Raw genomic sequence first — 17380 nt, 5'->3', positions numbered from 1 at the left:
CCTAACCCAAGGCCGCCTCGAGCCGGTCGAGCTCGCTCCAGATGTCGGAGGGCGCGAAAATCGAAACGATGTGCAGCGGCCGCTTCACGTTCTCGCGCAGCCGGCTGCTGACCTTGGCTTCGTTTTCCTGGTTCACGGCGAGAAGGCAGACGAGCGGCTCCGACTTGCCGGCGAGTTCGTCCGGCGAACGGATCGGTATGCCGGTGCCGGGCAGGAACAGCCCCTGGCGCTCCTTCTGGTCGTCTACGGAGAGATCGACGAGCTCCGCCAGCTCATGCGCGTTGGTGAAGGTGCAGGCGCGGCAGCCCGCGCCGTAGATGGCAATCTCGGCGCCGTTCGCACGGGCCTTGGCGAGGATCGGCCGCAGGCGCGCGCCGTACTCCCTTGCGCGCTGGCCGAATTTCTCGCCGACGCCGGAGGGCGCAGGCGGCGGCGTCACGTCGCGGGTTGCACGACGGGCGGCGATCGCGAGGCTGCCGCCGCTGAAATTGTATTTCTTCACCGAGACGGCCTCGAAGCCGTGGCGGACCAAGAGCGCGAGTAGCGTCGGCTCGGTGAAGTAGCTGACGTGCTCCTCCCACAGCACGGAGAGGTCGCCCGCCGTCGAACCGGGATCAAAGTCGGGCACGTCGATGAACAGCAGTCCGTCGTCGCTGAGCGCGATCTTCACGCAGTCGAAGAAGTTCTCGAAATCGACGATGTGCTCCAGCACCTGGCGCGAGACCACGAGATCGAACTTGCCGGACTGGGCGACCGCGTCGTGACACAGGGCCGGGCTGATCATGTCGGAATAGACCTTGATGCCGCGTTCGCGGGCGATCTTGCCCGACACGGGGTTGGGCTCCACACCCACCAAGACCTTCGCGCCGCGTTCGCGCAACTTATCCATGAACAGGCCGTCGTTGCATCCAATCTCGAACACGGATTGGTGCTTCGAGAATTTCGCGATGGTGTCGAGCTCGTCGACCTGGTGCGGCTCCGGCTTCCAGCTGCTGAAATTGTAGTTGAACTGGCGATAGAGGATGTCTGGATCAATCGGCTTGACGATCTGCGGCAGGCCGCAGTCGCCGCAGGCGAGGACCTCGAACGGATACCGCTCCTCCTGCTCGTTCCGGCTGCGCCGAAGTCGATGCGCGATTGGCATTTGCCCGAGGTCGATGACCGGTCGCAGGTTGGTCGAATGGCAGAGGCGGCAATGATCGGTCACTGATTATTCTCGCATTTGAGCAGGTCTGACGAGGCGACCTTCAATGGAAACCGGCGTGGCCGGCAACGAGACGTTCCCGGATACATCATAACCGGGTTACGCGGGGCATTCCTCCGGCCTGTGCGTTCTCGGCCAAAGCAGGTAGCAGCCGTGGATAGGTCTTGCAAGACGTGCCGCCGTCCCTCAATTGGAGGTGGATGCGGCCGGCCATGTACGCGCGCGACGGCTGCGAGCACGGTCGACGTCAAGGCCGCCGCCGCTCGTAGAGTGTCAAATTACCCCGGGTCTCCACGGCCACGAAATCCCGCTTGATCCGCTTCATGACCTCTTGAACATGGTGGTACTCCGGCCTGCGCTCAACCATGCTGTCGTAGAACAGCCGGTCCGCCGGGTTCATCGAGCGATCCAGGAACCGCGCGTCAAAGGACACCAGGAACGGCATGAAATAGGCCATCGGCGCCCGATGGGCCTGGGCTAGATAGGCCCAATCCCTGAGGGCGATGACCAGAACCCTCTCGTCTGGCCTGGTTTTATCCTGGATGAACTTCGCATCGGCCTCTGTGATCTGATCCAGGTCCTCCTGCCACGTGACCGCCGGGCTCGAGACGAACGGCCACCGCAGAAGGCTGGGATAAGTTGCATACGATCTCAGGCCGTAGAGGTGGGGATTGTTCTTGTCCTGGACGAACAGCAGCGCAAGAACGGTCGCAGCGGCCGTTATGGCGCCGGCGGTTCTTCGGAACGACGGTTGCCACCCCGTTGAAAACTGGCGGATCCACCAGGCCGAGACCATCACCAGCGGCAACGCGTTCTGGTGCCAGACAGCGTCCAGCGTCCGGTTGACCCATTTGATCATCAGCGCCATGCCAATCATCGACAGCGTCAGCAGAATCCCGGTCACGAACCGGTCATGCCAAGAATCGGAGGGCCGTGACAGCCGGATCGCGGCCCAGCCGACGGTGATGCATCCGACGATCTGGAGCGGCAGATTGTAGATGATGCCCCAGCCCAAGTCCCATTTGATGGGCGTGCTTCCCCACCCGGTCCCGTAGAGTACGAGCGGGCGAAAGCATTCGATCAGAAACTCCAGGGAGAAGGCTCTCGTGCCGAACAGCACCAGGCACATCAGGATTGCGGCACCTATCGATGTGACTGCGAACACGAGGGCATTGCGATAGTTCGGAAACCCTCCGGCGATCGCCGCGACGAAGGTACCCGTCACAAGGAAGAACAGCCCGATCTCGGTCTGCCAGAGCAGCGAGACGGCGCACATGATGGCCGATAGGATTAGCCATGTCAGGCGCCCGGGAGCGGTGCAGTGCAGGCTGATCGCGAGCGCAAAGACGATCAAGAGCGGAAATCGCGTCGGGTAGGCAGATGGCGAGTAGAACTGGCCGGTCGTAGAGAAAGCCAGCACGGCGAGCGCCGTGATGACGGCGATCGCGGCAAGCTTCGAGCGGATCAAGTAATACAGAAGAAAGTAGGCCTGGACGTAGGTCGCGAGCGTGACCGCGATGTTCAATCCGACCGCTCGCATCGCCGCCGATTTCCAGCCATCTCCCATGATGAGATGAAAGAACCAGCCGAGCGCAGGGCCGTAATGCGAATGGAAGTCCAATCCGGGAACGAGCCCGGGGGCGTAGCCATAAAGCGCGGGACCGATGAAGTAACTTACCTTGTGCGCTTCGTCCCTCACGGCCGCGGTCAGGCCTTCGAGGTCGGAGGGGATCAGCAGCAGAGCGAGGAATATGATCGCGAGCAGATCGCCGGACCCCACGCTGAACCGGGTGTCGGTCGAGGGTTTTGCAGCAGGAAGGTAATTGTTGGCGTCTCGATTGAGCGCGACGGTGATAGCGGCGACCGCCAGCAGGGCGATCGCGATCCCGGGGCTCCTCCAATCGTTGGCAGCGCCGAGGGCAAGATAGACGAAGCTCGCCGTGATGGCGCTCAGTGCGAGCGAGCCCGATGATCGATACGTCGCGTACAATGCCGCTGCTGCCGCAATCGGCCCGGACAGGAAGAACGAGCCGTAGAACGCCTTCTTGCAGAAATCGCAATTCCTGTCTGCCAAGGCCATGTCGAAGCCTTCGACGAAATTTGATTGAAATGACGGAAGGTGATTTTTCACCAGCAGCAGCACCACGTAGGCGACGGCGCATCCCAGCAGGGCGGCCACAACAGCTCTGGCGGCGATCGAGAATTCCCTTGTGTACTCCACTAGGAGGTCTCGAGGCTAGCTACGATCGAAGTCGGGGAGGAGGCTGCGTCGAACACAGCGGAAAATCTAACTTTCTCTGAAATCACGTCCAGTCCCCAATTGCCTGAACTTCCCGTTGCGAGGCGCTTCTACCACCACAGCGTTCCCTGAACAATCCCGCGAAGCCCGTGGTTGCCTCCGGCATGGCAATGTTTGTGTCTGGACGATGGGCGCTGGAACCCTCCATGGCTGACGCATGCTCTAGCGAACTCCAGAGGCAGCACCTTCACATGCCGGGGCCGGCAGCGCCAGCAACCAGGCTGCGCCTCGGACGCCAGGCCGATTGCAAGGCGGCCGATACTCGGCTCTCGCCACAGGGGCCGGCTCTCCATTCTTCAACTGCATCAGTTCACCGCGGCCCTCCGTGGCCGAGGAGTTATTTCCGAGGGTCGCCGTCAGAAGCTCGATGAATCCAATGTCGTCGGGTCGTGGAATTCCCGGGGCGGCGCGATAGCGCCAGGTCTCGCGACGGGGTGGGCAAGGAAAGGTCTCGAGGTAGGAAACCGGGCAGTTGCCGTTCACAACGAAATGAGGATCAGTAAAATCCCCGCAGTAGTCCGTGTAGATAAACGACCGCTCGCGATTTTCATCCCGCAGGATCGTCTGTGCCACGTTCATGTCATTGCCGCCGAGGCATCGTGAGCGGAACGAGAAGACGTGCGAGTTCTCGAACTGGAGCTTAACGACCTTTGGCTCGGGGTCCGCGAGCAAGGCTGCTCGGACTTGCCGCAGCATGTCGCTGCTGAGCAACCCGTCGTAGAGCAGCCATTTGGAATCGTGAGCCGACGACAAGGCGAAGATCGCGACCAAGCCCCCCGCGACGGCTGCGCGGACGCGCGATCCCGGAATCGCCTGCACAACGGTCGCCATCAGGATCAAGACGCCGAACTGCGAGGGAAAGAGTAGCCTGGACTCGCCCCGCGTCACGTCGCCATAAATTCCGGTAAGAGCGTAGGGCAGCGCGCCGATGAGGGCAATCGCGGCTCCCAGCACCAGCAGCAGAAGCATCGCATTCGTGGTCGAGCGGCCGTTCAGCAGCCAGGGCGTCCACAATGCTGTCGATGAGAACCGGGCAAAGACGGCGATCGTGGCCAATGTCACTGCCGCGGAAACAGGAAGCCCCAGCAGCGCAACCCCGTGAGAATATGCGTAGCTCAGGCCGCTCGGGAAGGCCATGAGGTGCGCATAGAGCGCATTGGCTATGATCGAGAAATCGTTCGCGAAACTGTATTGTCCGGCGTAGTGGCCGCTCTTCCCCAGAATTGTCAGTCGCAGAACGATCATGGCTGCAACGGCCAGCCAGAACGGTACAAGACGCGCGAGTTTCTGCCTCCACCGCTCGGGACCAGACCAGGTGAGCACGACGCGAACCGGTTCGAGGGCGATCAGAGTCTCGAGCGACAACGCGAATAACAGACAAAAAGGTGCGCTCCATCGAAGCGCCCGCACCTTCGAATAGGACAGCTCGTAGGACAGCAGATAGAAGAGCAGGAAGAAGTCGTAGACCGCGTTGAGTGTCAGGCGAATTGCATAGAACGGGCTGAGCAGGAACAGAGCCGTGACAAGACCGGCGATCCGTCTCGTATAGGATGATCGCGACAGGACGGAGTGAAGCAACACGCCGTTGACCAGATGGCAGGCTAGTCCCGCGAGCCGCGCAGAGACATCGGGAGTATCGTTCAAAAGCGCCACAAACAGCGTCATCGGGATTGCGAAGCCGGCGTGTGCCGACTCCCACAGCACGCGAGCGACGCCAGCGGCACCTTGAGTCCAATAGATGTAGTACACCGTCCAATCGTCGCCGAAGACCTCACGCGCGAACAGCGCGGGCACGGCCGTAACAAAGGCGAGAACCAGAGCGACGTAGACGTATCCAATGCCCGCCCGCTCCCGTTGTCGGAGAGCCGCAGCTTTCGGATCTACATTCGTGCGAGCATCGTCGAAACCGACGGGGGTGACCATGGTCCTAGGCTTTGCCTCGTTTGTTCAGATGCTCCGCGGCGAGCCTACCAATTCTTGTGACGTAGTCCTGCACCGCGGCAGCGTCGCTGCCATCAGGCGCCCAGTCGGGAAATGCCGTGCGCGAAGGATCGAACGGGCCGGCGGTGGTTTCGTGAAATACCAGCCATTCCGAGGTGATCAGGATCGAGTGGAAGACCTGTTCCGGCATGCGATAATAGCAGCGTTTGCCCTGACCGTAGGGCGCCATCTCGAGCACCTCGCGAATGCCGCCGTCGTCCTCGAAGATCACGACCTGCGCGGTCCCCTCGATCACGTGGAACGATTCAGGTTTGCCAAGGTGCTTGTGCGGCCGCACATAGGCTTCGCGATGGTGCACGATCAGCATCTCGTGCAGTCCGGACGAAGGATCGGGATGCGTGCACAGCCGACTGCGCAGGCGCGGGTTGCCGGCGGCGATGCGCTTCAGCTCCGCGATCGTGGCATCGTCCGCGGTGACGATGGCATCGTCCGAATAGTACACTTCCGGATTTTGCGCGCGCAACGAGGTCGGCCGGTGCAGGCCTGCCTCATTCGAAGAAGATGAACCCATGGTCGCCCCGATACCCGCATTTGTCGTAGATCCAGGCCCATGTTTGCGGGCCGTGGAAGCTCAGGCAGGTGAGCTGCCAGTAAAGCAGATTGGCCTTCTCGCGCTCGTTGCGGAAGGATTCGACCATCAGATATTTCGAGGTGCCGCGTCCGACGCGCTCGATCTCGGGCACCGCGCGGAACACGTCCTCGAGCGGAAGGTTGTGCAGCACGCCGAGCGAAACGACGAGGTCGAAGCTGTGGTCGGGGTAGGGGAGCTCGACGGCGCTGCCGACCTTCAAATGCGGCCGCACCTCCTCCTTGGCGTTGGCGATGCCATACTCGGAGATGTCGATGCCGGCGATCCTGAGATCGGGGACGAGCTGGGTGAACTCATAGAGCAGGTAGCCCTTGCCGCAGCCGACGTCGAGTACGCTCATGCCCGGTTTGATGCCGTAGCGATCGATCAGGGTCTGGGCGAGCGGGCGCCACCGTCCGTCATAGCGATAGCCGCCGTAGCCGTAGCGCCGGTCGCCGTCCCAATAGTCGCGTCCCCATTGCCGCGCCACAGTGGCGGATTCCGCCTTGTCGTGCTCGACCACGCGCTGGACGTAGTCCCGCCTCGTCGATGCGTGCATCGGCTGGAGCAGGTTGATCTCGGTCATGGGGGCCAACCGGTCCGCGGCATCATCACAGGATAGTCGCGAACCTGTTGACGAGCAGGATGTCCTCGACGGCCTGGATGTCCTTCTGAGACGCCAGCGTGATCTCCTCGACCGCTGCATGGAGATCGCAGCCCTCGCGCAGCACGCGGTCGTAGATCTGCCGCCGCCGAGCCTCGTCGGGCGGCAGCATGAAGATGCTGTAGAGGATCAGGCCACGCAGCTGCGGCAGCTCGTCCAGGATGTCTTCCAGCACCATGTAGCTGCCGGGCATGGTGTGCTCGGCGGCGCTCAACAGATAGTGCAGGTTCTTGCGCCGCGCATAGTCGCGGATCACGATGTTCTGGACGTGCTGCGGGGTGCGGCTGCCGTTCAGCGGCCTGGCGCCGATATAGCCGCGATGGCCGGCTCGCTCAGCCATGGAAGCCTCCCGGCAGCTTGTACTGCATCCCGACCCGGGTTGCGGGGCGCAGCAGGATCGGCTCGAAGAACTCGCCGAAGCGCTTGTCCGCGTAGGGCGACATGATGCTCTTGAAGCGGCAGTTCATGCTCCAGCGCGTGCCGGCTTCCTCGTTGACGCGATTGCCGTGCATCAGGGTCTGGTTGAACAGCATGACGTGACCGTAGGGAATCTCGATGAAGGTCGCGTGCGGCTTGATGGTCTTGTAGAGCTCTTCGGCGCTGCGCAAGGCCGCCATCCGGTCCTGCATCTCGCCGTTCAGGGACGGCGGCAGCAGATACATCGACTTGGTGCGGTGGACATCGACCAGGGGCACCCACACCACGACCTCGAACGGCGAGTCGCCCGACCAGACGTCGGAATGGGTGGCGAGCAGCGAGGAGCTGTCGCCGGGAAGCTGGATGCTGAGATTGACGCGGCGCTGCATGCAGAGCTCGTTGCCGACGATGGTCTCGATCGTCGAGCGCGCCAGGCGGAAATAGGTCGGCCGGAACCAGGGCTCGGCGTTGAGGCCGTTGAAGACGTGCAGCCGCAGGCCGTTGAGATCATCGACGCTCACCCGCGTGTGGATGGTGTCGAGCATCGCGTAGGGATCGTTGCTGTGCGGCAGCTTCAGATAGTCCGCCGCGAGCTCGGCAGCACGGCGCTGGATCCGGTCGAGCCCGGCGCGATCGTCGGCCGGGGTGGTGACGAAGCCATCGTCGATGAAACGCTGCGCCAGCGCCTGCTCGTCGGCGTGCAGGAAGTCCGTGTCCGTCATGCAAAATACTCCCGGGCGGTCGCGCAAATATAGCTGATGTCGGCGGCCGACAGGAACTGGTTGATGGGAAGCGTGAGGATCTGGTCCGCCTGCCGTTCCGTCACCGGGAACGCGCCGCGGCCATGGCCGAGATGCGCTGCTGCCGGCTGCAGGTGGATCGGGACCGGATAATGGATCGCGGTCTCGATGCCTTTGTCGGCAAGATATTTCTGGAAGTCGTTGCGACGCTCGGTCTGCACCACGAAAGTGTGGAAGGTGTTGAACTCGATGTTCCGGCAGGGCGGAATGAACAGGGGCAGGCCGGCGAGCTCGGCGCGGTATTGCGCGGCGTTGCGCCGCCGGCGTTCGATCACGGAAGGAAGGTGGCGCAGGCGGATGCGCAGCACCTCGGCCTGGAGCGTGTCGAGCCGCGACACGATCCCCCATTCCTGGACGTCGCTGCGGTTGATCAGGCCGTGATTGCGCAGCCGTCGGATTCTTGCGGCAAGCTCGGCGTCGGCAGTGACGAGGAAGCCGGCATCTCCGGCGGCATTGAGATTCTTCAAGGGGTGGGCGGAGAAGCAGCCGAAGGTGCCGATGGTGCCGCTCATCCGGCCGTCATAGGTCGAACCGACCGCCTGGGCGCTGTCCTCGATCACGGCGAGCGCGTGCTTGGCAGCGATCGCCATCAGCGGAGCCATGTCGGCCATGCGTCCGGTCAGATGCACCGGCATGATCGCCTTGGTCCGCGGCGTGACGGCGGCCTCGACCGCGGCCGGATCGATGTTCTGGTCCGGCAGCACGTCCGCAAACACCGGCGTGGCGCCGACCGCGATGATCGCGGCGGTCGATGCCACGAACGAATTCGGCGGCGTGATCACCTCGTCGCCGGGACCGATGTCGAGCGCCCGCATGGCGAGGATCAGCGCGTCGGTGCCCGAATTCAGCGTCACCACATGCGGCGAGCCGAGATAGGCGGACAATTCCTCCTCGAGCCTTCCGACCGCCGCCCCGCCGATGAAGTCGCCGCGCTGGAACACGCCCTCGACCGCCTGCAGGATCTCGGCGCGCTCTTCCTCGAACTGCGCAGGAAGATTGACGTAGCCGATGCGCCGGCGGCCGGTGTCAGCGTCCATGGCAGAACTTCCTGACGGTCTCAATGACGCGGTCCTGCTGGGCGCGCGTCAGGTGCTGGTCGACCGGGAAGCTGATGACTTCCTTGGCGTGGCGGTCGGTGACCGGAAACGTGCCCGGCGCGTAGCCGAGATGCTTCAGGCCTTCCTGCTGATACAGCGGGATCGGATAGTGGATCTTGGCCTCGATGCCGTTGTCCAGGCAATATTTGTAGAGCTCGTCGCGACGTTCGGCGAACACCATGTAGAGATGGTAGACGTGCTTCACGTTGGGACGGCGCGGCGGGACGCGCAGGCCGGGCAGGCCGGCGAGACCCGCATCGTAGTAGGCCGCATTTTCGATTCTGCGGCGCGTGATCTCGCTGGTCTGGCCGATCAGCCAGTTGCCGACCACGGCCTGCAGGGAATCGAGCCGCGAGTTGCAGCCGAGGATCGCGATCTCGTCGCGGTTCTTCATGCCGTGGTTGCGGATCAGGCGGAGCTTTTCGTTCATGCCGTCGTCATTGGTGACGACGACGCCGGCATCGCCCCAGACGTTGAGGTTCTTGAGCGGATGCAGCGAGAAGCCGGCCGCGATGCCGTGGGTGCCGGAGCGTTTTCCCGCGAACTCCGACAGGATGCCCTGGCAGGCGTCCTCGACCACAGGCAGGTTGTGGCGCTGCGCGATCGGCATCAGCTTGCCCATGTCGGTGACCTCGCCGGTCAACTGGACCGGCATGATCGCCTTGGTCTTCCCGTTGATGGCAGCCTCGACCTGGTCCACGTTCATGCAGAAGGAATCGTCGCAATCGACAAGAACCGGCGTCGCGCCGGTTTCCGCGATCGCGCCGACCGTGGCGATGAAGGTGTTCGCGGCGGTGATGACCTCGTCGCCATGACCGATGCCGAGCGCCTTGAGCGGCAGCTTGAGCGCGTCGGTGCCGGATCCGACGCCGATGGCGTGCCGGACGCCGATCAATTCGGCGAAGCGCTTCTCGAACTCGGCGACGGGCTTGCCAAGGGTGAAGTCACCGGTCGCAACCAGCCGGCCAATCTCGGCGAGTATCGGTGCGGGATCCGCGAATTGCTCGAGCAGATAGGAATATCGAACGTCGTACATGTGACCCGTCAGGTGGAATGAAGTTGAGGTGAGGGGGTGTGCGACGCCGCGAGCGCATGCTCGATCGAGGTCGCAATGGCGCCGGCGGAGAGCCCGTGCTTCTTCAGCAGCGAGTCCTGAGAGCCGTAATTGTGCATGAAGCGGTCGGGCAGCGACAGCCGCAGCATCGCAGGGAAACCGGAGCCGAGCTTGTCGATCAGCGCCTCCGCGACCGCGCTGCCGAGGCCGCCGGAGGGCACGTGCTCCTCCAGCGTGGCCACGAGCCTGGTGCCGCGGATCGCCTGCAGCAGCGCTGCGGTATCGAGCGGCTTCACGGTATGCATGTGCAGGATGCCGGCGCGAATGCCTTGCGCGGCCAGCAGGTCGGCTGCGGCGAGGGCGCGCTGGAGCATGATGCCGGTGGTCACCATGAGGACGTCGCCGGGCGGCCGCATCAGGATGGCTTTGCCGATCTCGAAGCCGTGCTCGGCCTTGGACACGATGGCATCGCCGCCCTTGCCGAGCCGGATGTAGATCGGGCCCTTCCAATCCAGCGTCTGCTCCATCATGCGCGCAGCCTCGTCGGCGTCGCACGGGCAGATCACCGTCATGTTGGGCAGCGCCCGCATGATGGCGATGTCCTCGATCGCCTGGTGCGTGGGACCGAGCGGCGCATAGACGAGGCCGCCGCCATTGGCGATCAGCCGTACCGGCAGATTGTGCAGGCAGAGATCGACCGCGACCTGCTCGTAGCAGCGGCGGGTGAGGAAGGTCGCGATGGTGTTGACGTAAGGCACGAAGCCCTCCATCGCGAGACCGGCCGACATGCCGATGATATGCGCTTCCGAGATGCCCTCGATCAGGTGGCGCTTGGGAAACTCCTTGCTCATCGCGCGCAGCGTGCCGGCACCCGGATCGGAGCCGATGTAAAGCACACGCTCGTCGCGCGCGGCGAGCTTGTGGACCATGTTCATCGCGGTGTTGCGCATGGGGAGCCGATCAAAAATCGCCGACGGCGACGCGAATGGCGTCGAGCTCGCTGTCGGTCAGCTTGTTCTTGTGATGCCAATCGGCATTGGATTCCGCAGCCGGAAGACCCTTGCCCTTGACGGTATGGCAGATGATGGCGGTGGGCTTGCCGGCAACGGCCGGGAGCTGCTTCAGGACCGTGCGCAGTGCGCCGACGTCGTGGCCGTTGACCTCCTGCACGGCGAAGCCGAAGCTGCGCCATTTGTCCGCGAGCGGCTCCAGCGGCAGCACGTAGTCGGTTGGGCCGTAGCTCTGCAGCTTGTTGTAATCGATCAGCGCGACGAGGTTGTCGAGGCCGTGCTTGGTCGCGCCCATCGCCGCTTCCCACACCGATCCCTCGTTGATCTCGCCGTCGCCGAGCAGCACGAAGGTGCGGTAGCTGCGCTCGCGCATGCGGGCGGCGAGCGCAAGGCCGACGCCGATCGAGAGGCCATGTCCGAGCGCGCCGGTCGAGGCCTCGACGCCGGGCACCATGCCGTATTCGGGATGTCCGCCCAGAATGCTGTCGGGACCGCAAAAGCCGTCCAGCTCCGACAGCGGGAAGAAGCCGCGGTCGGCCAAAAGCGCATAGAGCGCCAGACATCCGTGTCCCTTGCTGAGGATGGCGCGGTCGCGATCGGGATCGCCCGGGTTCTTCGGGTCGATCCGCAGTACGTCGTCGTAGAGCACGCGGACCATCTCGATCAGCGACAGGGCAGGCCCGACATGGCCGCGTCCCGCGGAGCGGACAGAACCGAGGACCAGGCGGCGCAAATAGAGGCTCCGCTCGTCCAGCGTGCAGGTGAGAGCAGCTTCAGCGTGGGGTGAGATCTGGATCACGTTGGCAAATCGTTTGGTGGAGCCGACGGGCTTTGTCGAGCTGGCCGGCAAGGCGGACCGTCAGATCGCCACCTTGCGCAGCCAGGGCACGCCGGGAGCGGCTTTCCGGCAAATAGGCATTCAGGACAATCAGGCACCAAATCGCCCCGAACACAGGATACAGTACGTCAAGGCGGACCGCAAACGCGTCATCCCCAGCCGCGAAAGCGCGCGAGAGCCGCTCGATCAATCGGTTCGCATCGGCCACGGGCAGACCGCTGCCGGGGTGAATCGCGGTGTCGGACACGAGCTTGACCGGGTCGTCCCAGCCGAAATACTCGAAGTCGATGAAGCGCAATTTGCCGTCGTCGGTGCGCAGTGCGTTGTGTAGTCCGCAATCCGACGGGCTCAATGCACGTTGGGCGGGCGCAAGGTCCGCGGCGGGATCCAGGCCCCGTTCCGCATAGCGCCGACGGAGTTGCCGGATCGCGACGGCAGCGGTGGGAACCAGGCTGCCGTCCATGAACGCGCGCAGATCCGGATGATCATCCGAAGTCCGCCTCAGGTCGTCGAGGCGTTGCTCGTACTGGGCGATGGCCGCCTCGGCCGAGAAGATGCTGGCCGACGCATTCCGCAGAGTCTGCGCGCCTTCAGCGTCGTGCAGCTTTTGCAGCTCGATCAGGAAATCGGCCAACTGGTCGGCGTCGTCGGGCTGCGGATGCAGGACCGCGGGTTCACCGTCTAACCATTGATACAGCGCACAGAACGCGGCCGGATCCTTCGCGATCGGCCGCGGCGTCGCATTGATGCCGTGGCGCGAGAGAAACGAGAGCGCGTCATATTCCTGTCCCAGCCGATCGCGCCCGTCGGACGGATAGTGCTTGAGGGCGAGGGGCGGGCCTTCCGCCATCTCCAGCCGAAACACCCGGTTGTTGCCGCCGGCCCGCGCCGGTTGCGCCGCCGCGACCCGCGCCCCGGAGAGGCGGCTGCCGATCGAGACCGCATCCTGTGCGCTGAGGTCCGACTGGCTCATGCTCCGAACACTCCGCGGTGGATATCGGCCCAGGTCGCGAGCGGCTCGCAATGCGCGGGATGCGGCGGCCGCGACTGCGTGAACAGGATCGATCGCGTCGCCTTCGGAAAATGCGGCTGCTCGAAGACGTCGACGAGATCGTCAATGAAGATGTCGAGCTGCAGGCTTGCCAACCGCTCGACCTTGGCCGCCAGCGTGTCCTCGAAATAGACATTGCCCGCCGAGATCGCCGCGTCGGCGGTGTCGATGAGGCCCGCGCTCTTCAGCCAGCCACGCGCAGCCTCGCGCAAGTCGACCCGATCGGGATCCTGATGGCCGAACTGCGTCTTGTGGCTGACGATATGGACGCTCGCGCCGGCCTTGCGGCACGCGGCAAGGAACTCGCGGACGCCAGGGTTGATCTCGGCGCCGCCGATTCCCTTGCCGTAGACGAAGCCCTGCAGCCCCTGCCAGGCAAGCTCGCCGCCGGCGCGGGATCGCAAGAAATCCCGCACGTCGGTCTTCAGCCCGTCCCAGCCCTCCGGCACCAGCCCGCGTTGGCGCGCGGCGGCGGCAAAGACCTTGTCGTAGCAGATGATCGTGTTGTCGAAATCGATGCCGATCCGCACGCCGCTCACTTCAGGCTGATGTTCTGCATCATCTTGATGTTGAAATACCTGGGATCGTTGAGTGAGTTCGGCAGACGGCCCGCCCTGAAGGCGTCCACGAGCCCTGACACGGCCTGCTCGATCGTGTGCGTCGGCGCAAAGCCGAGCTCGCGGCGGATCTTCTCCGACGACACGTGGTAGGAACGGAGATCGTCGGTCGGCTCGACGGCCACGTCGACATTGTTGCCGACCACCGATTTGACGATGTCGGCGATCTTCATCAGCGAGTGGTTTTCGTAGCCGATGTTGTAGGTCTTGCCGTCGATCTTCGCATCGTCCTGCTGCAGCAGGAACAGATAGGCCGCCGTCATGTCCTGGATGTGCAGATTGGGCCGCTTCTGCGTTCCGCCGAACACGCGGATGCGGCCGGTGTTGACGGCCAGATTGGTCAGGATGTTGACGACGACGTCGAGCCGCTGCCGCGGAGCGTAGCCGCAGACGGTGGCAGGGCGAACCGTGCAGGTGACGAAGCCGGACGCGGCCTCGTCGGCAAGATCGGTCTCGCACATCGCCTTGAACTTGGAGTAGTCGGTGAGCGGCTCGCAGGACAGCTCCTCGGTCACCTCGGCCTCGTCCTTGATGCCGTAGACGCTCGAGGAGGAGGCGTAGATGAAGCGCTTGATACCCGCCTTCTTCGCGGCGCGCACCATCGGACGGAAGCAGTCGTAGTTGATGGACTTGCCGAGTGCCGGGTCTAGCTCGAACGAGGGATCGTTGGAGATGCAGGCGAGGTGGATCACCGCGTTGTTGCCGCGCAGGGCCTCGTTGACCGCGGCCTCATCGCGGATGTCGCCCTTGATCAGGCGGAGGTTCGGATTGTCACGAACGGCGTCGAAGACGTCCTCGCCATACATGAACAAGTCGAGCACGGTGACCTTGTGGCCCGCGGCAAGCAATTGCGGAACCAGCACGCTGCCGACGTAGCCGGCGCCACCGGTGACCATCACATTCCATTTCCGATCAATCACTGTCGTTCTCCGGATTCTTCGATCGCGCTACTTCAACAACGCGGTGACGAACTTGACCAGCGGCGCCTTCTCGACCGAGTTGCGGTGACCGACGATGCCGACCTTAATCGCGCCCGCCGCATTGCCGATGAAGGCGACGTCCTCGATGTTGCCGCCGGCCGCCACCAGCGGCGCCGTGATTGTCAGGAAGGCATCGCCCGCACCGACGGTGTCGACGACGGTCTTGGTGAAAGCAGGGACGCGCGCAACGCCGGTCTTCGACGAGAAGGGGTAGCAGCCGAAGGAGCCGTGCGTGATGATCATGTTGTCGCAATCGATCTTGCGATGCAGGCCGCCCTCGATCACCGATGCGATGTCGTTGAACTTGTCGGTGGCGGCCAGGCGCGCTTCCGGTGCGTCGATGCAGATGTAGTCGGCCCGCGGATACTTCGTGATCAGGTTGTAGCCGTGGTTGCCGCTGTTGCTCTGGGCGTTGACGGCCAGGAACTTGGAATTCGCGATCAAGGCGTCGATCGTGCTGGATGCGATCATGCCGTGTCCGAAATCGGTGACGATGACGACGTCGGCCCCGCGGACGCGCTCGGCGGTGACGCGATCGATCTCCGTGCGCGCGGCCTCGTCGAGCGGCGTGTCGTCCATCGTATAGACTTCGAACAGCTTGTGCAGATAGCCCATCTCGACGTACCGCAGCTTGCGAGTGGTCGGACGGCCCTGAACGCGGATCGGCGTGAGCTTTACGTTCGGGCGGACATGCGCCCGAATGAACTCTTCGGGGTAGTCGTTGCCACCCAGCGTCGTGACGATCTCGACCGACTTGCAGAAGCTCGCGACGTGATTTGCCGCGGCAATGACGCCGCCGGCAAACTGCTCGCCGTTCTTGAGCAGGGTCGCGACGATGTTCTCCTTGGAGGCCTTCCCGAGCGCCGTGACGTATTGGTATTCGTCGATGATGGTGTCGCCGACCAGCACGACGTGCATGTCCTGGATCTTGTCGATCAGCTTCAGCAGGCGTTCGGCGCCGCCGCCATCGCGCACCTTCTGGAGGTAGTCGCGCAGCGGCGGATCGTAGATGTCGAAATAACGGTTCAGCAGCGACGACGAGCTGAACGTCACGTCCCGCGTGAAGACGATGCGCCCGCCGTGACGCTCGACCGCCTCGCGCTCCACTGCGATCTTGCCGGTCACGTCATCCTCGGGATTCTCGTAGTCCGAGCCCTTCACGTAGATGTCGGGGCGCACGGTATCGAGGACCGGCTCGGCGCTGGAGGTCTGATTGATGCCGACCCAGTCGACCGTGCCGAGCGCGGCCAGCATCTCGGCGCGCATGTTCTCCGGAAAGATCGGCCGTCCCGGGCCCTTGTTGACGTAACGGTCCGCGGTGATGGTCACCACGACGACGTCGGCCTCGTTGCGGGCTGCCAGGATGTGCCGGACGTGACCGAGATGCACCAGATCGAACACGCCGTGGCAGAGCGCAACGGTCAGGCCCTCAGCCTGCGCGGCGCGCGCGATCTCGCCGAGCTCCTCGATCGTCTTGATCTTCTCGTGCGGTGCCGGATGGCCGGCCGGCCTGTCTGTCGCAGCATTACCCATGTGAATGACCCAAGGCGCCGGTCGGTCTCAGTTGGCCGGCCCGGACGTGATCGGCTGGCGGCAAAATTGGGGGGTGAACGAATCTGCTCAACGGCTTGCCTTCTGCGGGGTGACCTTGTCGTCACCGAGATATTTGAACCAGTCCTTGGTGGCGTCGGCGATCTTGTCCACCGTCCAGAGCGGAGCGTCCTTGTACTGGTCCATCGACCTCAACATCGTCGCAACGCCGTCCTCGAACTTCACCTTCGGCGCCCATTTCAGGACCCGCTTGATCTTGCTGATGTCGGCGTAGGTGCAGTCGGGCTCGCCCGGGCGCTTGGGAATGTGGACCTTGTCGCCGCCGAGGAGCTCGACCAGGCGGTTCACGCTGTAGGTGTTGTCCGAGCCGACATTGAAGATCTCGTGCGAGACGTCGGAGCGCGCGGCGTTCACGAAGGCATCGGCGACGTCGCTGACGAAGGTGAAGTCGCGCGTCTGCTCGCCGTCGCCGACCACCGTGAAGGGCTTGCCCGCCAGCTTCTGTGCCATGAACACGCCGAACACGGCGCCGTAGGTGCCGGTGGTGCGATGGCGCGGTCCGAACACGTTGAACAGGCGCAGCGCCACGGCGGGCAGCTTGTAGACCTGGCACCAGTGCATGACGCATTGCTCACCGAGATTCTTGGTGAGCGCGTAGGGATACATCGGCCGGATCTCGGAACTCTCCGGCGTGGGATAGACATCCGGAATGCCGTAGCAGGAGGAGGAAGCCGCATAGATGAAGCGGCTGGCGCCCGCGTGCCGCGCCGCTTCGAGAACGTTGACCGTGCCGTCGACATTGGCGCGATGATAGGGGATCGGCGATTCGATCGAGGGTACGATGTCCGCCAGCGCGGCGAGATGGAAGACCCAATCCACCCCGTGGAAATACGGTTTGATCGCGTCGATGTCGGTGACGTCAGCCCGCACGACCTTCAACTGGCTCGAACCGGCGCGTGCGGCGAGGTTTTCAGCGCGTCCGATCACGAAATTATCGAGCGCAATGACCTCATGGCCGTCATCGAGCAGGCGATCGACGAGGTGACTTCCAATGAACCCGGCGCCGCCAGTAACAATGCATTTCATAGGGAACATCCGTGACGCGAATGCCCAGCGAAATAGGCTCGCCAATGTTGAGTGAAACCCGAAAAGCCGACTATCAGCCGCCCGCAAACTTTGCAAGTATTATACCTTTGCAATCCTTGGTAATAGCCGGTATCACCCGGTAA

16 protein-coding genes are annotated in these 17380 nt (G+C 63.6%); all 16 read right to left on the bottom strand.

Features of this window, described 5'->3' with window-relative positions; translation table 11 throughout:
• Position 1 precedes the first annotated feature (1 nt).
• Positions 2-1207: a class I SAM-dependent methyltransferase gene (locus I6F37_RS45845; RefSeq protein WP_036010928.1), complete on the bottom strand. Its 1206-nt coding sequence runs from the start codon at positions 1205-1207 to the stop codon at positions 2-4.
• 244 nt (positions 1208-1451) lie between these two features.
• Positions 1452-3425 carry a hypothetical protein gene (locus tag I6F37_RS03615; RefSeq protein ID WP_225150241.1) on the bottom strand — a complete coding sequence of 658 codons (1974 nt, stop codon included), beginning with the start codon at positions 3423-3425 and terminating at the stop codon, positions 1452-1454.
• Positions 3426-3665: 240 nt separating this feature from the next.
• Positions 3666-5426: a hypothetical protein gene (locus I6F37_RS03610; protein ID WP_225150239.1), complete on the bottom strand. Its 1761-nt coding sequence runs from the start codon at positions 5424-5426 to the stop codon at positions 3666-3668.
• Between the two features lie 4 nt (positions 5427-5430).
• Entirely contained in the window at positions 5431-6015 is a 585-nt protein-coding gene (locus I6F37_RS03605) for a WbuC family cupin fold metalloprotein (RefSeq protein ID WP_050996026.1), read from the bottom strand.
• The gene (locus I6F37_RS03600; protein ID WP_036027638.1) at positions 5993-6658 is read right to left on the bottom strand and encodes a class I SAM-dependent methyltransferase; all 666 of its coding nucleotides are present in this window, start codon (positions 6656-6658) and stop codon (positions 5993-5995) included. The genes I6F37_RS03605 and I6F37_RS03600 overlap by 23 nt, the downstream gene beginning before the upstream one ends.
• A gap of 25 nt (positions 6659-6683) precedes the next feature.
• Complete coding sequence (locus tag I6F37_RS03595) at positions 6684-7076, bottom strand: LIC12192 family sporadic carbohydrate cluster protein (RefSeq protein WP_036010940.1); 393 nt, start codon at positions 7074-7076, stop codon at positions 6684-6686.
• Positions 7069-7875: a sporadic carbohydrate cluster 2OG-Fe(II) oxygenase gene (locus I6F37_RS03590; RefSeq protein WP_025037016.1), complete on the bottom strand. Its 807-nt coding sequence runs from the start codon at positions 7873-7875 to the stop codon at positions 7069-7071. Before I6F37_RS03590 ends, I6F37_RS03595 begins: the two co-directional genes overlap by 8 nt.
• Positions 7872-8990, bottom strand: a complete 1119-nt coding sequence (locus I6F37_RS03585) for a DegT/DnrJ/EryC1/StrS aminotransferase family protein (protein ID WP_036010945.1) — start codon at positions 8988-8990, stop codon at positions 7872-7874. The genes I6F37_RS03590 and I6F37_RS03585 overlap by 4 nt, the downstream gene beginning before the upstream one ends.
• On the bottom strand, positions 8980-10086 hold the full coding sequence (locus tag I6F37_RS03580) for a DegT/DnrJ/EryC1/StrS aminotransferase family protein (protein ID WP_036010948.1): 1107 nt from the start codon (positions 10084-10086) through the stop codon (positions 8980-8982). Before I6F37_RS03580 ends, I6F37_RS03585 begins: the two co-directional genes overlap by 11 nt.
• An 8-nt stretch (positions 10087-10094) precedes the next feature.
• A complete protein-coding gene (locus tag I6F37_RS03575; RefSeq protein WP_036010951.1) occupies positions 10095-11054 on the bottom strand; it encodes a transketolase family protein in 960 nt (319 codons plus the stop codon).
• Between the two features lie 10 nt (positions 11055-11064).
• Positions 11065-11913, bottom strand: coding sequence for a transketolase (locus tag I6F37_RS03570; protein WP_081493800.1), 849 nt, complete (start codon positions 11911-11913; stop codon positions 11065-11067).
• Positions 11888-12925: an aminoglycoside phosphotransferase family protein gene (locus tag I6F37_RS03565; RefSeq protein WP_225113234.1), complete on the bottom strand. Its 1038-nt coding sequence runs from the start codon at positions 12923-12925 to the stop codon at positions 11888-11890. The genes I6F37_RS03570 and I6F37_RS03565 overlap by 26 nt, the downstream gene beginning before the upstream one ends.
• A complete protein-coding gene (locus I6F37_RS03560) occupies positions 12922-13533 on the bottom strand; it encodes a hypothetical protein (protein WP_225113233.1) in 612 nt (203 codons plus the stop codon). Before I6F37_RS03560 ends, I6F37_RS03565 begins: the two co-directional genes overlap by 4 nt.
• Before the next feature lie 5 nt (positions 13534-13538).
• Positions 13539-14540, bottom strand: a complete 1002-nt coding sequence (locus I6F37_RS03555; protein ID WP_036010979.1) for an NAD(P)-dependent oxidoreductase — start codon at positions 14538-14540, stop codon at positions 13539-13541.
• A gap of 27 nt (positions 14541-14567) precedes the next feature.
• Positions 14568-16133, bottom strand: coding sequence for a PfkB family carbohydrate kinase (locus I6F37_RS03550; protein ID WP_050991860.1), 1566 nt, complete (start codon positions 16131-16133; stop codon positions 14568-14570).
• 87 nt (positions 16134-16220) lie between these two features.
• Entirely contained in the window at positions 16221-17237 is a 1017-nt protein-coding gene (locus I6F37_RS03545) for an SDR family oxidoreductase (RefSeq protein WP_036010981.1), read from the bottom strand.
• Between the last annotated feature and the right edge of the window lie 143 nt (positions 17238-17380).

The organism is Bradyrhizobium sp. NBAIM08 (assembly GCF_020193935.1).
Taxonomy (GTDB): domain Bacteria; phylum Pseudomonadota; class Alphaproteobacteria; order Rhizobiales; family Xanthobacteraceae; genus Bradyrhizobium; species Bradyrhizobium yuanmingense.
This window is presented reverse-complemented; position numbering and strand designations above follow the sequence as displayed.

Coding starts and splice junctions, on each gene's coding strand:
- I6F37_RS03610 (WP_225150239.1), bottom strand. CDS start 5,426: ATGGTCACCCCCGTCGGTTTCGACGATGCTCGCACGAATGTAGATCCG.
- I6F37_RS03605 (WP_050996026.1), bottom strand. CDS start 6,015: ATGGGTTCATCTTCTTCGAATGAGGCAGGCCTGCACCGGCCGACCTCG.
- I6F37_RS03600 (WP_036027638.1), bottom strand. CDS start 6,658: ATGACCGAGATCAACCTGCTCCAGCCGATGCACGCATCGACGAGGCGG.
- I6F37_RS03595 (WP_036010940.1), bottom strand. CDS start 7,076: ATGGCTGAGCGAGCCGGCCATCGCGGCTATATCGGCGCCAGGCCGCTG.
- I6F37_RS03590 (WP_025037016.1), bottom strand. CDS start 7,875: ATGACGGACACGGACTTCCTGCACGCCGACGAGCAGGCGCTGGCGCAG.
- I6F37_RS03585 (WP_036010945.1), bottom strand. CDS start 8,990: ATGGACGCTGACACCGGCCGCCGGCGCATCGGCTACGTCAATCTTCCT.
- I6F37_RS03580 (WP_036010948.1), bottom strand. CDS start 10,086: ATGTACGACGTTCGATATTCCTATCTGCTCGAGCAATTCGCGGATCCC.
- I6F37_RS03575 (WP_036010951.1), bottom strand. CDS start 11,054: ATGCGCAACACCGCGATGAACATGGTCCACAAGCTCGCCGCGCGCGAC.
- I6F37_RS03565 (WP_225113234.1), bottom strand. CDS start 12,925: ATGAGCCAGTCGGACCTCAGCGCACAGGATGCGGTCTCGATCGGCAGC.
- I6F37_RS03550 (WP_050991860.1), bottom strand. CDS start 16,133: ATGGGTAATGCTGCGACAGACAGGCCGGCCGGCCATCCGGCACCGCAC.
- I6F37_RS03545 (WP_036010981.1), bottom strand. CDS start 17,237: ATGAAATGCATTGTTACTGGCGGCGCCGGGTTCATTGGAAGTCACCTC.